Raw genomic sequence first — 12,887 nt, forward strand, 5'->3', positions numbered from 1 at the left:
CCCGCAGTGCCTCATGCGCGAAGGCCGTGTTACGGTCGGCCTACTTCAGTACGGAGCCCAACCATGTTCCTGTCCCGCAGCTGGCTTGTCGCCACCTTCTTGCTCGCCTTCGCCAGTTTTCCGCTCGCCGCGCAAACCCTGCGCGTGATGAGCTTCAATGTGCGCGTGCCGGTGGCCGCCGACGGCCCCAACCGCTGGGAAGCACGGCGCGACCTGATGGTGCGCACCATCCGCGAAGAGCATCCCGACGTGATGGGCACGCAGGAACTGCACCAGGAACAAGGCGACTACATCGTCTCCAAGCTGCCGGAATACACCTGGTTCGGCATCGACCGCCGCGGCGGCCACAGCGACGAGCACATGGGCGTGTTCTATCGCAAGGACAAACTCGCACTGAAGGACACGGGCAGCTTCTGGCTGTCGGATACGCCCGAGGTGCCGGGCAGCATCAGCTGGGGCCATCCGCTTCCGCGCATGGTGACGTGGGCCTTGTTCGAGGACAAAACCACGCATCGCAGTTTCTACTACTACAACACGCACCTGCCCTATCGGGAACAGGACGAGCCGGCGCGCGTCAAAGGCGCGAAGGAGATCCTGAGCCGTCTCGCCGCGCTGCCGGCGAATGCGCCTTTCATTCTCACCGGCGACCTCAACACCGATGCCAGCAGCCCCACCTATGCGCTGCTCACCAAGGCACTCACCGATACGCGTGCCGTTGCGCCGACGGTCGAAGGCCCCGAGAAGACCTTCCACGACTTCACCGGCAACCCGAGCGAACGCATCGACTTCATCCTCGAACGCGGCTTTACGCCGACGCGCTTCGCCACCATCACCACGCAGCAGGACGGCCGCTATCCGTCCGATCATTTCCCGGTGATGGCTGACCTGCGCTGGAAGTAGCGCTGCGTTCTGCAGAAAAGAAGTGAACGCCGGGGCGGCGCATCACCGCCCCAGCCTTTCCCGCTTCGCCCGCATCACCTGCTTCGCCATCGCACCGAACTGGCGACCCCGCTCGCGCTGTTCGCGCAAAGTCTGCTGGGCACGCAGCGCCTCGCGCAGCAGCTTGCGATAGTTGGCGAGGCGGCGCGCGTCCAGCGCACCATCGGCAACCGCCGCTTCCACCGCGCACCCCGCATCACCATCGTGGTGACAATCGCGGAAGCGGCATTGCGAGGCGAACGCCACCACGTCCTCGAATACCGCATCCAGTTCCGGCTCGGCTGCGGCAAGCCGCAATTCGCGCATGCCTGGCGTATCGATCACCCAGGCGCCCGATGCGGTCGGGAACATCTCGCGCGCCGTGGTGGTGTGCCGGCCGCGGGCGTCGTCTTCGCGGATGCCGGACGTCAGTTGCGCGGCTTCGCCGATCACGCGATTGGTGAGCGTCGACTTGCCCACGCCCGAAGAACCGACAAATGCCACCGTCTTGCCTGGCGCCAGCCAGGGTTCGAGCTGCGATACCGAGGCATCGTCCAGCGCATTCACGGCCACCACGGGGACGCCGAACATCAACTGTTCCGCTTCGGCGACGTAACCGGCGACGCCATCGCCGATGTCGGCCTTGGTCAGCACGATCACCGGCGTCACGCCCGCATCGAGCGCGAGCGTGAGGTAGCGCTCCAGCCGTGAGGGATTGAAATCGTCATTGCACGACGACACCACGAACAACACGTCGAGGTTGGCCGCGATCGACTGGCGTTGCCGATCGCCACCGGCAGCCACGCGTTCCACCAGCGATTGCCGATCGAGCACGCAACGCACGCGCTCGACATCGTGCTCCACCAGCACCCAATCGCCCACGGCCACGCCGGCGTGCATATCGACAAGTGGGTGCGGCAGCACCACGGAACCGTGCCCGCGAGAAGAAAGAACGGCCAGGCCGCTGCGATGCACGGCGGTGACGCGTGCGGGATAGCCAGCTTCGAAATCGGCCAGCGTCAATTGCTGTGCGTACTCAGCGCGCCAGCCGAGCTGGTGCAGCGAAAACGTCTGAAAAGCCATGGGAACACCCTGGAGACAAGGAAAACGACGGCCACGCGAGAGGGGCCGAACGAAGCGCCGGGGTGCGAAACGAGGAATGAAGCGCATGCCAGCCGATGGCTGGCAGAAACATCAGAAGCGCGTCGACCCGGCAGAGGCTGCAGCTACAACAATCATTGTTCTTTCCTCCTAAGGCTGGGTTGATGGGAGGCGCAGAGTAGCCACGCGCAACGGGCGTTGCAAGTGCTGACTTTCGTTAGACGTTACGGAATCAACAACGCTGCGCCGGCCTAAAACATTCAATGGGCTATTTCTTATCTACTCACCAAAAGCCGCCTTGTAGGCTGCTTTGTCTGCCATTAATGCGTGTCGCGCTCGTTCCTCGGTGAGGCGCCGCCATGTCCATGTATAGGTCATCGCCCCCACGAACCGCTCTCGCTGGCCTTCCACGAAGGCCAACAGATAGACATCATGCGGACCTCGGCAAATCCACGATGCACTGCAGCCCGACCTGCCACTCATGGTCCGCGAACGAAAGATCACATCGAGCTCACGCGCGGGCACGCTCTGACCGCCAACCAATGCCACTTGATCACCGAAGGACGCCTCCATCGCAGCATCCAGATCCGAAGACGGTATGAAATAGCCAACGAGCGGTGCTGCGACGGCGAGCAATGCAAAAATAATAATGGCCCATTCGTCGCCCATATTTATCGTTCCTTGAAGGCGCGTTCACCGTTGGCATCGATTAGGTGAGCAGCACACACTGCGAATACGTAGTTACATCTGCTCCACCGGAAGCACGCGCCGCCGCGAGCGTTCGCGCAAAGAACAATCACGCAGCGTATCGGCCATCGCTTCCAGGTTCGGGATGCCGTAGAGGTACACGGACGTCATGCCCGCATCGGACGAATGCAGGTGCACGGTGCTATAGCCGAGCATGCGCTGCCCCAGTGGCTTGTGCAGGTCGATGTGGTCCACGCGAAACAGTTCCAGGTTGTCCTGCATCTTGGAGAACAGGCCGCGCTCGATGCGCACGCGCTGCGTGGTGATGGTGAAGCGCGTGGAGAGACTGCGGATCCAGTAGACCAGCCAGGCAATACCGATGGTGACCACGATGAGCACGTACTGCCCGGCCGAATACACCACCGCCGGATGGCCTTCGAACAGCGTCTTCTCCACCGTGGCCTCGCGCGCTGCCACATAGGCGTCGATATCCGTGCCGCAGAACCGGCATTTGTGCGCCGAGGCCATGATGAGTTCACCACAAGCCGGACACGGCTTTCGCTGCTCGTCCATCTCACACCCCACAGGTTGGTCCTGCGGGGATTATGCGGCCTGCGAATGCAAACTGTCTGACTGGCGCCCACGCACGGAGCCCTCCGGCCGCGTCGCCCGGCCCAGACCTACGTGCAGCGCAAAGTTCGCGCTAGCCCGGCAGCGGCAGGCATTCCATGATTTCCACGGAGTCGCCGGGGAAGATCGTGAAATGCGGGTGGCCCTCGAACAGCTTGGCAGCAGCCTCATGCGATTCGGCCTGCACCACGGTGAAGGCCGTCAGTGGATTGCGGATGCTCTCAATGCCGCTACGGGACACGCGCAACGTCTTGCCCAGCGGCGTACCCACCTCAACGATGGCATCCCGGTGCGCCTGCACCCAGGCGCCCCAGGCCTGCACGCCTTGCTTCTGCCGTGCCTGCCGATCCGCCTCGCTCAACGCATCCCAACCGGATGCCTTGTGCGCTGCCTCGGTGCCGATATAGACCGCGAGAAACTGTTTCATGCTTCGCTCCAAGGTGAGTGCTTCAAGCGTGTGCCAACGCAGACGCCTTTTTCATCGACGTGTGCGGCCAGGGATCGGCCCAGGCCGGCAGACGCATCAGGCCATCGAGCCAACGGATCACATTCGGATAGTCACCCAAAGGCATCTCCGAATGACGCCACTCGCACGCCATCGACGCCAGCTGGAAATCGGCGATGGTCAGGCGGTCGCAGGCCACGAAGTCGCGTTGCTCCAGATGCGCATTGAGCACCGCAGCGAGCGCTTTCAGCTCAGGAATCACCGGGGTGATTTCCGTCTGGTCGGGTTCACCAATGTGGAAGATCGCCTTCACCACGTGCTCGAAGTAGAACGGTGCCACCGCGCGCATCCAGTGCTGATCGTTCCACGACAGCCAGCGCAGCACTTCCACCTGTTCGGCGGGCTCGTGCGCTGGCCACATGTCCGAACCGTGCTTGATGCACAGATAGGTCATGATGGCTGAGGACTCCCACAGCACCGTGTCGCCATCGACCATGGTGGGCGCCTTGCGGTTGGGGTTGAGTGCCGCATACGCGGGCGTCTTCAGGCCGCCACCCATCAGGTCGATCTCGACGTATTCCGCATCGATGCCAAGATGCTTCACGAGCGCCAGTACGCGACGCGGCGCCTGGGCCTGGAACCAGTAGATCTTCATGCCTTCCTCCGGTGCGTTGTCCTTCTGCCGGGGCCCAGCTTACGCGGCACCAAAATATGTTAAAGAACATAATTTGAGCGCCTGCTATACCTGTCCTACGGAGGTTCGCAGCCATGCCATACAGTCCTGAACACAAGGTGCAGACGCGCGCCCGCGTGGTCGAATCCGCACGACGCCTGTTCAATCGCCATGGTTTCGAGCAGGTCACCATCGACCAAGTGATGGCCTCCGCCGGACTCACGCGCGGCGCGTTCTATCACCACTTCGACAGCAAGGACCAGCTCTACGCCGCCGCGGTCGCCAGCTTCACCACCTGCAATCCGTTTGCCGTGAAGGCAGCGCAGACGCCAAACGTCGTCATCGACGATCCCAAGCAGATGGCAGAAATGCTGATCGATCTCTACCTGAGCGACGAAGTGCTGGAGAACATCGACATGCAGTGCCCGCTCTATGCGCTGCCTTCCGATGTGGCACGCGCGGGGCTGGAGCCGCAGCAGGCGTATACGGATTTGATCCGCGGCATGCGCCACATCTACGGCGTGGCGCTCAACGGCATGCGCGATGCAGACATGCGCGCCGAGGCCATGGTGTCGCTATGCGTGGGCGGCATGGTGCTGGCACGCACCACCAACGATCCGCAGTTGCGCCAATCGCTGCGTGCTTCGGCACGGCATCAGGCGCTGGCGTTGCTCAAGGCGGAGTAGTGGTGCCTTCATCCTTGGGAATGTTCGCGTCGATCCACTGGATGATGAACTCGTCGAGCGCCACGCGCTCGGGAACGTCGATCTCGGTTTCGCGCACGAACGCCGCCGCGGCCTTGATCAGCGACTGACGCGAAATGCTGCTGGCCTGGCGTGCCGCCGCCTGCTTCTGCCGCAGCTGCACGATATGCGCCGAAGGCTTCCCGGGTTTCGCGTACTTCTGATAGCGGCGCAATTCGTCCGCGGCCATCGTCGTATCGAACGCCGCCTGCAGCGTGGCCTTGCGGGCGTGCAGCAGCGTGGCCAGCGACGTTGCGGCGATATTCCATGCCTTGGGCTCGCTCGCCGTCAGCAGCCAGCGCACAAGCCGCGGCGAGAGATGGACAGCTGCTTCTGCCGCGACGGGCTCGCCGGGCTGCCCCAGTTTGTCGAGAAAGCGCGCATAGGGAAAGCGCATGGTCGTGGTCATGGAGAAGCCTGCGGATCGGGGACAACGTCATGGTCCTCTAGAACCATAATGGTAGTCCACGACCACATGACACTCGTAGACCCGGCGCTGCTAGCGGACGAGTTGCCATAGAACTTATTGAGTTCTGCAAACCTTTCCATGAAACCGTATGCTCAGCCCCCATATCGGGGATGCGACTTACTTGATGGTACTCGCCACTTCCTGCTCGAGCTTTTGCAGCGTCTTCTCCCTGATTTGGATGTCAAGAGTGCGTTCGCGTGCATCAATATCGTAGAGACGGGCCTTCCATGCGCCCTCTGCCACGTCCTGCTCAAGCTTCTCGAGCGTCCGCTCTCTGATCATCAAATCGATTTTTCGAGCACTGTTTTCGAGATCATGTACGTTGACCTTCCATCCCTTAAAGCCGAAGTAGAAAAGAAAGCAGGCGGCTGAGACATAGATGATGACGAAGGTGCGGACATCCCATCGATCAAGAACCTTCAGCTGCTCGCCGGGATGTTCTTCGAGAACATGCTTATCTTTCTCAACTTCAGCTGTCTGCGCGGCGGAAGCTTGCGCGAGAAATTTTTCTTCGTCGGCAATATTGTCGTAGTGCCGCAGCCCGGGAAGCCGACTCTCCTCAAAGTGCTTGTTAGCAATAGCCTCCTGTCGAAGCTTGATGTCATGAAGAATACTCATCGAGGAAAAGTAAGCTCCAACATCCTTTGAGTGCTGTTCGATATCTATCTGTAGCTTGACCAGCCATCCCATGAAAACCAAAACACCGAGCAGCATGTATAGGCCGCACATCGCCATAAATTTGTACAAATTGTCAGTGGGAATTGGTGTCGTAGGTAGCAAACCCATACTCGTCCTCTGGTCTCCTTGGGGAACTTAGCAAAGACAATTGCTTTCAACCGCCGCCATGGCGTTACATGAGATCAACCGATTTCATTGCCTCGATGGATATGAACCCCCAGCTCCGGCGCCAGCTCACGCATCGGTTCCACATCGCGACTCAACGTCATCCAGCCGGCCACGCTGTCATCGTCCGTATCGCGCACCCATAGCGTGTAGCCGTGCGGCGCGAGATTGTCGTAAGCCGTGCCGAGCAAATCCGACGCGTCGATATCGGCGTGGAATTCGTCGTCGTCCGTATCGCCATCCCAATCGATGGCCAGATTCCAGCGCGCCGCCAGCTCGTCAATCGCCTGCACCAGCGCACGCGTGTCGTCGGCATCCACATGGAACGTGGCCCGCCAATCCGCCACCTGCCCCACCACCTGCGCCACGTCGATGTCGTCCTCCGGCGTATCGCCCACCGCATCGCGATACCCCGCGAACTGCTGAAACGCCGCGTCGTCGTCGCCCGGGTTGATCAACAACAGAAGCTGCCAGACCTTGGCGTCCAGCGAGTCGTCGTCATCATCGAAGGCGTGGGTGGTGTCGAAATCGTCGTCGGAGCTCATGGCCAGATCGCCTGTTGTGAGGGCGCAATCATCTCACTTCCACGGCCCAAGAATGGCGAATACCATGATGGCGACCCCTCATCGGCCAACGCCATGGCTAAGATAAAGGACGGACTGGCGCGCTTTTATGCGCTTTCCGACGGCATTTTTGCCGTCGTCATCACGGTGATGGTGCTGGCGTTCAAGCCGCCCACCGGTCACGACGCGCAAGCGCTGCTTGGCATGTGGCCCGACCTCATCAGCTATGCCGTGAGTTACGCATTCATCGCGGTCGTCTGGTTGAATCATCACGCGACGCTGCGGCACGCTCAGTATCTGACCGGCACCTTGGCGCTATCCAATTTCGCCAATCTGTTTGCGATTTCCTTCATACCCTTCGCCACCGCCTGGCTCGCCGAAAGCGACATAGCCGCTTTTCCGCTCACGCTTTATGCATCGGTCTTCTTCCTGGTGCAGGCCACCTACATGGTCATGATGCGCGAGAGCTACTCCCATCAACCGGACAGCGTCGATCCCCACTCCCGAAAGTGGCAGTGGTACAGGGCGTGGATCATGCTGGCCGTGTACTTCGTATGCGCCGTAGTCACCGTCATCCCGCCTTATTGGCGACTCGGGCTGCTGGCTTCCTTTCTCATTCTGTACGGCCGGCCGGATCCATTTCGGGAGGCCAGATCGATCCCGCCCGAATAGGCGCACAGCACAATGCAATCCCTTGCCCCTGTTTTTACCCCGGGGAATCGGCGACAGCCTTCACTGCCCCCGATATCTGCGATATGTTCGGGGTAGTCGCAACTCAGGGGGAGTTATGGCGAAGCGCAAGGAAAGCGGGATCGATTTGGTGGCGTCCCTGTCGTGGCCCACAGGCGTCGCGCTGGGGTTGATTGCTTTTGTGGGCATTCAATACGGCATCGGCTGGCTATTGGGCGCTAACGCGAACCCATTTCTATCGGCATTTGGAAAGCTCGCCTCAACGGGCTTCTATACCCCTTTTGCCTGGTTCATGCTGCTCGCATGCTGCTTGGGTGCGTTGGTTTCGTTCCTCCATCGGCGCAAACGACGGCAACTGCTCGAATCACAGACGGGCATGACCAGCCTGCGCAACATGGATTGGCGGACGTTCGAGACGCTGGTTGGCGAAGCCTTTCGGCGACAAGGCTACACAGTGGAAGAAAGTGGCCAAGGCGGCGCCGATGGCGGCAAGGATCTGTTGCTTCGAAAGGGCGGGTTGACGACCATCGTGCAGTGCAAGCAGTGGCGCTCACAGCGCGTTCCCGTGCAAGTCGTGCGAGAAATGTTTGGCGTTCTGATCCACGAACGCGCCAGCGCAGTGAAGATCGTCACGCTCTGCGGCTATACGCCAGAGGCGGCTGCATTCGCTCGCGACAAGCCCATCGAGCTAATCGACGGCCGCGCACTGCTGTCCACCGTCAAGACCATTCAGGCGACGAGGGAACCGGAAGGTCCATTGGACAATCCGCTGCTTTTCGCCGGCAGTGTCTTGGCTAGCGCACTGGTTGCGTTCGCACTTCCTGCACCGCAAACGCAACACCCCACCGAACCCTTCGGTTCTGCGACGCCACCGGCTGTGAGCTCGCGCTCGCCCGCAGCAACGGCGCCGATGGCCGCCATGGCTCCCCCTGCCCTCACACCCATCGCGATACCGGCCGCGGCCCGGCCTGCTCCCAACGTCTATAAAGCCGATCCACCCATGTCTGACCAAGAACTGCGCGAATGGCAGAAGCGGAACCGCGAAGCCATGAAGATTCTGGAAAAGACCACACCGGAACTGGAGACAGCGCCCGCAAATTGATCCTTGTGGCGTCGAGTAAAGCAAGGGGCAAAACCATACTTGGCCGCAACCCCAAAAAAAACCTTTAAAAAAAAGGAGCGCCAGGGGGAATCTTTTAGTCTCCGATTTCGAGGCCCCTGCAACTACTTACAACTTAGGAAATATCGTTTCACTCCAAAACCGGGTGATAGCGTTGCGCGCCACACTGGCGCATTGCATTTCCACCTGATGGGAGATGGGACATGACGACCCTCTATGCCTGGGCCACGCCTGCGTTCTCGACAGATTCGCCCGTTGACCACACGTTTGTCACCGATTATGACAACCGCGTTGATGTCTACCCATCCATTGAGAAAGTCGAGCAGGCGCAAGCGAACTACTGGTACTGCTGGGGCATTTTTCACGCCCAAGGCGACAGTTCGCAGCAACCCCAGGGATATCTGGGCAGCGCCAACGGCAACTTCTCGCTGGCGCAGTGCCTATGCCTTCCCAACAAGGCGTCGGACAGTATCGATCCGCATATTCGACCTAATGCCTGCGGCACCATCTACCACTATGGCCTGGATGGGGTCTGCCACCAGCTTGCCAACCAGGTGCTATGGGCCACCGGCGGCGCGAGCACCGCGCCGTTGACGGTAGCGCTGGCGCGAGGCTACCGTGCTAGCAGCTTCATCTACGGCACTTACGGCATCCTGCATCTCGACTGGAAGGCTAATATCTCGCGCTGCGCGGCAGCTCCGCCTTCTCCATCGTCTCCAAGCGCGGTCACCACCATGAACGCCAACGACGACTTCGCCATCCACGCCCAAAAGGTGTTGGCCGCGCTCAATGCGTCGGACAAGCTCGCGCCCCTGCTGGCGTTGCGCGACAGCGTGCGTGAAGAGCAACTGGCTCAGAGGGAGACCCTTCTCAGAGGAGCAGTGATGCCCTCGGCGGAAGCACTGAACGCGCGTAACCAGGCCTACTTCCGGCGCGCGGAGGCGTTGCTGACTAGCGCGGAGTTCGAGGCGGTGTTCGGATTCGCGCCCGGCCGGACGATCGACCTGGTCGATGCTGATATCGCGCGCAAGCCGCCAGGCGGAACCATAACGGGGTAAGGACGCATGGAAGACAGTCGAATGAGTCTGAGGGTCGAAGAAACGTACCGGCGCGTACGTTTCGACCCCTGCGAACATTCGGTTGCGTAGCGACCCACGGCGAAGCGTCGGAAAGTACACGCCGATCGATATTTCGTTCGACATCCGCTGTGTTTTTACGACTTACTAAGACTCTTCTGATGATCGCGCAACAATCGGTCGCTTAATCTGAAGTTGCTCCCGAGTTGTCTGGACGACTCGGCCAAGCATGCGACCGCCCTGCTGGCGGAGCACCAACGGTCCGCCGAGCACGGCGGAACTGGCTGGACTGATGGGCGGTTGCGCGAGCACCGCCCATTTCCTTTTCTGGCGCTAGCCCAGGCTTGTTCCCGCCGTTATGACGGGACCACGAATCCGCCGTGAGTTCCCGCTGCCTGTCAGGCAAGCCCAGTCACTTCACAAGGTCTACCAAAGCCTGTGCCTCTCGAACTAGCGCAGGATACGACGCCGTGCGCGGCAGGCGCAGGGCATAGCAGTGGATAAACGCATTGCTCAGCGTCTCGTCCCGATCGACGGATGGACCGACTACCCTCCCAGCGGCAACTGCCCCGCGGTCGGCGGCGTCCTGCTCCCGGGCTTTCTTGCTGTCTCGCGCGTAGGCCGCAGAGCACTCAGGGATGTCCGGCGCCACGAGTGCCTTCCGGAACAGTACAACCCTGTTGCCGCGCATCACGGCGACGAGTACGCCCGTTGGAGCGTACGGCGCCGGGTAGTCCTGATAGGGCTTGAACAAGATGGCCCTTGCTATTCCCGCACCCTGGTCGACAGGCAACTCGGCGTACTTGTTATAGGCGATGTCGCTGTCCGACATAGCGCTGGTATAGAACTCACCAGACACGAAAGCATCAACAACATCCATCGAACCCGATTTCGGTGGATGTTGAAGGTCTTCGCTGTTCTGAGCCAACCAGATCCGAAGCAGTGACTCCGTCGTTACAACCGCCAGGATCTGCCCATCATCTGATTTGACGGACATGCCATCGAGCATGCCGAAGCCCATCTCCTTCAAGAGCGTATCGAGGTTGTACTCGCCCTTCGTCGGAAAGCCTTCCAGATGGATGGGCCCGACGATCCCTTCCATCATGCTCCCCAGCTTCTGCAGCGAAGCGTGGTCGCGACGCACGAGTTCTGCGTCTGGCATGTGGGGAGCGGCATCATTGAGTTCGGCAATCGCCCTGTCTCTGGCCGTTGTGTAACTTGCCGTCGCGGCATCCATCGCATGCGACGTGGCGAATGCCAGCGCACCTATCCAGGCCAATCCCACTGCAATCCTGCGCATGCGCACTCCTGAAGTGAAAGCTGCAACCATCAAAGGAGACTGAAACCAGGTCTACTCAAGCCAGCTCAACCCAGACTTTTTGAAAAGCGCACTCCGACCCTTTTTTTGGTTTTTTTGGAGCGGTGCAACTAGGCTCCGGCGTCCGTTGCAAGCGGGTGTTTGGTTGCGCTCATAGTTTGGCGGGCTTGAAACAGTGCGGCCAGAGTGAGCAAGCGGATACCGGTCGCAGCAATAAGCATCTTGGACATATCTCCACCCATGGAGACGACCGGCAAATCGACTGCGTTCATCACTATTCCAAAGGCCTGATAGAGAGCCAGCCAATACAGTGGCGCGTTGGACGGTCTCAGGACTAACCACACAAGACAAACTGCAAGCAAAACCACATCGAAAACGTTGAAAAATAGAGGTGATTTAAAGCCGAAAGCGAGGAAGCCCGCTAGCAGCCCTATAAGCTGACCAGCCTGTACGCTGAAGGGAAATACCAGTATTCGCCGTGCCTCACCAAACCAATGGTAAGTGGCGAAGCCGATGATCAGCGCGGCAATGACGGGCACGGTCACCATGACGCCGCCATACCATTCAACCATCAAGCCGAGAATTGCATAGGCAACTGTGCTATTCGGTGACTTGGGAGGGTGCTCGCCTGAATTCTGTGTGCCACGAAATTCAGACGGGTTCATTGGCTCGTTCAAGGGACCACCAAAGATGAAGTGCGAAAGGCACATTGTGTAATTTTTCGCGGCGCGTGTCTTTTAGACAGGTCTTGATCGACGGCGCGGCACAATTCGCAGCTGTAGTGAAATCGTCGCCGACACCATTTCGCTTAATCAACAAGCGGACGATAGGCGTGCACCACAGGCTTTGCCTTTTCCAGATCGTAGCGCGCCTGAAGTGCCAGCCAGTAGAAGGCAGTGGTGTCGAAGGCGAGGGAGAGGCGGAGGGCGATCTTGGGGGTGATGGGATGGGTGTCGGCGATGAAGGCTTTGATGTGGGTGGCGGGTATGCCGGTGCGGCGGGCGAGTCGCGCGGGGTTGAGGGCGTTGGGGATCAGGTAGGCGTGCAGCAGGATGTCGCCGGGGGCTCGCAGCGGTTGCGAGGGGTCCACGTCCGAATGCGGGGTGAGCTGGATCAGTTCCATGGTTCTTCCCTGTGAGGCACGGCCGTGCAGCGGATAGGCGCTTACAGCGCTCCGTGTCAGTGAATGCTTGTCTGCTTCGTCGGTGATCGCCCGAATGCGGCGCATCGCCTTGCTGGCCGATGCGCCGCCACGGCGATCATCAGCGGCGTGTGGTGTTCACTCGATGCTCATTACCGAGCAGGCGGGCGAGGCCGTGAATGGCCGTGTCCAGGCTGGCCACGACGGTCACGGGAAGCGGCCATGGCAGCGGCCTGCCGGGGAATCCCCGCGCCTGCGCGTCGCGGCACTGCTCGCTGTCGACACGCAAGCGTGTGAGCGCGAGCACCGCGAGTGCGATATCACCGCGAGTGCGTAAACGCAGGGCTTCAGGCCACGCCACACGCGTGCGTGATGCGTCGCCAAGTGGAGGAGTGGAGGTGTCGTCAGGGGGAACGGACGAGCGAATGCGTACCGTATGATCGCGGGTAGCCATGATCAACTCTCATCTA

17 protein-coding genes are annotated in these 12,887 nt (G+C 60.4%); 5 read left to right on the forward strand and 12 right to left on the reverse strand.

What is annotated here, in order from left to right:
* Positions 1–63 precede the first annotated feature (63 nt).
* A complete protein-coding gene (locus ABIC75_RS13125) occupies positions 64–900 on the forward strand; it encodes an endonuclease/exonuclease/phosphatase family protein (protein ID WP_354014301.1) in 837 nt (278 codons plus the stop codon).
* A 42-nt stretch (positions 901–942) separates the two neighbouring features.
* Here the strand turns inward: ABIC75_RS13125 and rsgA are convergent, their stop codons facing one another.
* The 5 genes from rsgA to ABIC75_RS13150 all read right to left on the reverse strand — a co-directional run bounded on the left by rsgA (position 943) and on the right by ABIC75_RS13150 (position 4,436).
* The gene (gene rsgA / locus ABIC75_RS13130; protein WP_354014302.1) at positions 943–2,001 is read right to left on the reverse strand and encodes a ribosome small subunit-dependent GTPase A; all 1,059 of its coding nucleotides are present in this window, start codon (positions 1,999–2,001) and stop codon (positions 943–945) included.
* Positions 2,002–2,298: 297 nt separating this feature from the next.
* The gene (locus ABIC75_RS13135; protein WP_354014303.1) at positions 2,299–2,688 is read right to left on the reverse strand and encodes a hypothetical protein; all 390 of its coding nucleotides are present in this window, start codon (positions 2,686–2,688) and stop codon (positions 2,299–2,301) included.
* A gap of 72 nt (positions 2,689–2,760) precedes the next feature.
* On the reverse strand, positions 2,761–3,234 hold the full coding sequence (locus ABIC75_RS13140; RefSeq protein ID WP_354014304.1) for a PH domain-containing protein: 474 nt from the start codon (positions 3,232–3,234) through the stop codon (positions 2,761–2,763).
* A gap of 175 nt (positions 3,235–3,409) precedes the next feature.
* A complete protein-coding gene (locus tag ABIC75_RS13145) occupies positions 3,410–3,763 on the reverse strand; it encodes a hypothetical protein (RefSeq protein WP_354014305.1) in 354 nt (117 codons plus the stop codon).
* 22 nt (positions 3,764–3,785) lie between these two features.
* Positions 3,786–4,436, reverse strand: a complete 651-nt coding sequence (locus ABIC75_RS13150) for a glutathione S-transferase family protein (RefSeq protein WP_354014306.1) — start codon at positions 4,434–4,436, stop codon at positions 3,786–3,788.
* A 113-nt stretch (positions 4,437–4,549) separates the two neighbouring features.
* Between ABIC75_RS13150 and ABIC75_RS13155 the strand changes: the two genes are divergently transcribed.
* A complete protein-coding gene (locus ABIC75_RS13155) occupies positions 4,550–5,140 on the forward strand; it encodes a TetR/AcrR family transcriptional regulator (protein WP_354014307.1) in 591 nt (196 codons plus the stop codon).
* On the opposite strand, the gene ABIC75_RS13160 is transcribed toward ABIC75_RS13155, so the two are convergent.
* The 3 genes from ABIC75_RS13160 to ABIC75_RS13170 all read right to left on the reverse strand — a co-directional run bounded on the left by ABIC75_RS13160 (position 5,127) and on the right by ABIC75_RS13170 (position 7,054).
* Positions 5,127–5,606 (reverse strand): hypothetical protein, encoded by a 480-nt coding sequence (locus ABIC75_RS13160; RefSeq protein ID WP_354014308.1) that lies wholly within the window; start codon positions 5,604–5,606, stop codon positions 5,127–5,129. The two genes, ABIC75_RS13155 and ABIC75_RS13160, sit on opposite strands and share 14 nt — an antisense overlap.
* A 177-nt stretch (positions 5,607–5,783) precedes the next feature.
* A complete protein-coding gene (locus ABIC75_RS13165) occupies positions 5,784–6,380 on the reverse strand; it encodes a hypothetical protein (RefSeq protein WP_354014309.1) in 597 nt (198 codons plus the stop codon).
* Positions 6,381–6,526: 146 nt separating this feature from the next.
* A complete protein-coding gene (locus tag ABIC75_RS13170; protein ID WP_354014310.1) occupies positions 6,527–7,054 on the reverse strand; it encodes a DUF6630 family protein in 528 nt (175 codons plus the stop codon).
* Between the two features lie 93 nt (positions 7,055–7,147).
* Between ABIC75_RS13170 and ABIC75_RS13175 the strand changes: the two genes are divergently transcribed.
* From ABIC75_RS13175 to ABIC75_RS13185, 3 genes are all read left to right on the forward strand, one after another.
* Positions 7,148–7,744: a TMEM175 family protein gene (locus ABIC75_RS13175; RefSeq protein ID WP_354014311.1), complete on the forward strand. Its 597-nt coding sequence runs from the start codon at positions 7,148–7,150 to the stop codon at positions 7,742–7,744.
* A 115-nt stretch (positions 7,745–7,859) separates the two neighbouring features.
* Positions 7,860–8,864 (forward strand): restriction endonuclease, encoded by a 1,005-nt coding sequence (locus ABIC75_RS13180; RefSeq protein ID WP_354014312.1) that lies wholly within the window; start codon positions 7,860–7,862, stop codon positions 8,862–8,864.
* A gap of 221 nt (positions 8,865–9,085) precedes the next feature.
* Positions 9,086–9,940, forward strand: coding sequence for a hypothetical protein (locus ABIC75_RS13185; protein WP_354014313.1), 855 nt, complete (start codon positions 9,086–9,088; stop codon positions 9,938–9,940).
* Between the two features lie 430 nt (positions 9,941–10,370).
* On the opposite strand, the gene ABIC75_RS13190 is transcribed toward ABIC75_RS13185, so the two are convergent.
* From ABIC75_RS13190 to ABIC75_RS13205, 4 genes are all read right to left on the reverse strand, one after another.
* Positions 10,371–11,258 (reverse strand): hypothetical protein, encoded by an 888-nt coding sequence (locus ABIC75_RS13190; RefSeq protein WP_354014314.1) that lies wholly within the window; start codon positions 11,256–11,258, stop codon positions 10,371–10,373.
* A 128-nt stretch (positions 11,259–11,386) separates the two neighbouring features.
* The gene (locus ABIC75_RS13195) at positions 11,387–11,941 is read right to left on the reverse strand and encodes a hypothetical protein (protein WP_354014315.1); all 555 of its coding nucleotides are present in this window, start codon (positions 11,939–11,941) and stop codon (positions 11,387–11,389) included.
* A gap of 143 nt (positions 11,942–12,084) precedes the next feature.
* On the reverse strand, positions 12,085–12,399 hold the full coding sequence (locus ABIC75_RS13200) for a HigA family addiction module antitoxin (protein ID WP_354014316.1): 315 nt from the start codon (positions 12,397–12,399) through the stop codon (positions 12,085–12,087).
* A 139-nt stretch (positions 12,400–12,538) separates the two neighbouring features.
* A complete protein-coding gene (locus tag ABIC75_RS13205; protein ID WP_354014317.1) occupies positions 12,539–12,871 on the reverse strand; it encodes a hypothetical protein in 333 nt (110 codons plus the stop codon).
* Between the last annotated feature and the right edge of the window lie 16 nt (positions 12,872–12,887).

Origin of the sequence: Dyella japonica (assembly GCF_040545895.1) — a bacterium.
Lineage (GTDB): Bacteria > Pseudomonadota > Gammaproteobacteria > Xanthomonadales > Rhodanobacteraceae > Dyella > Dyella japonica_D.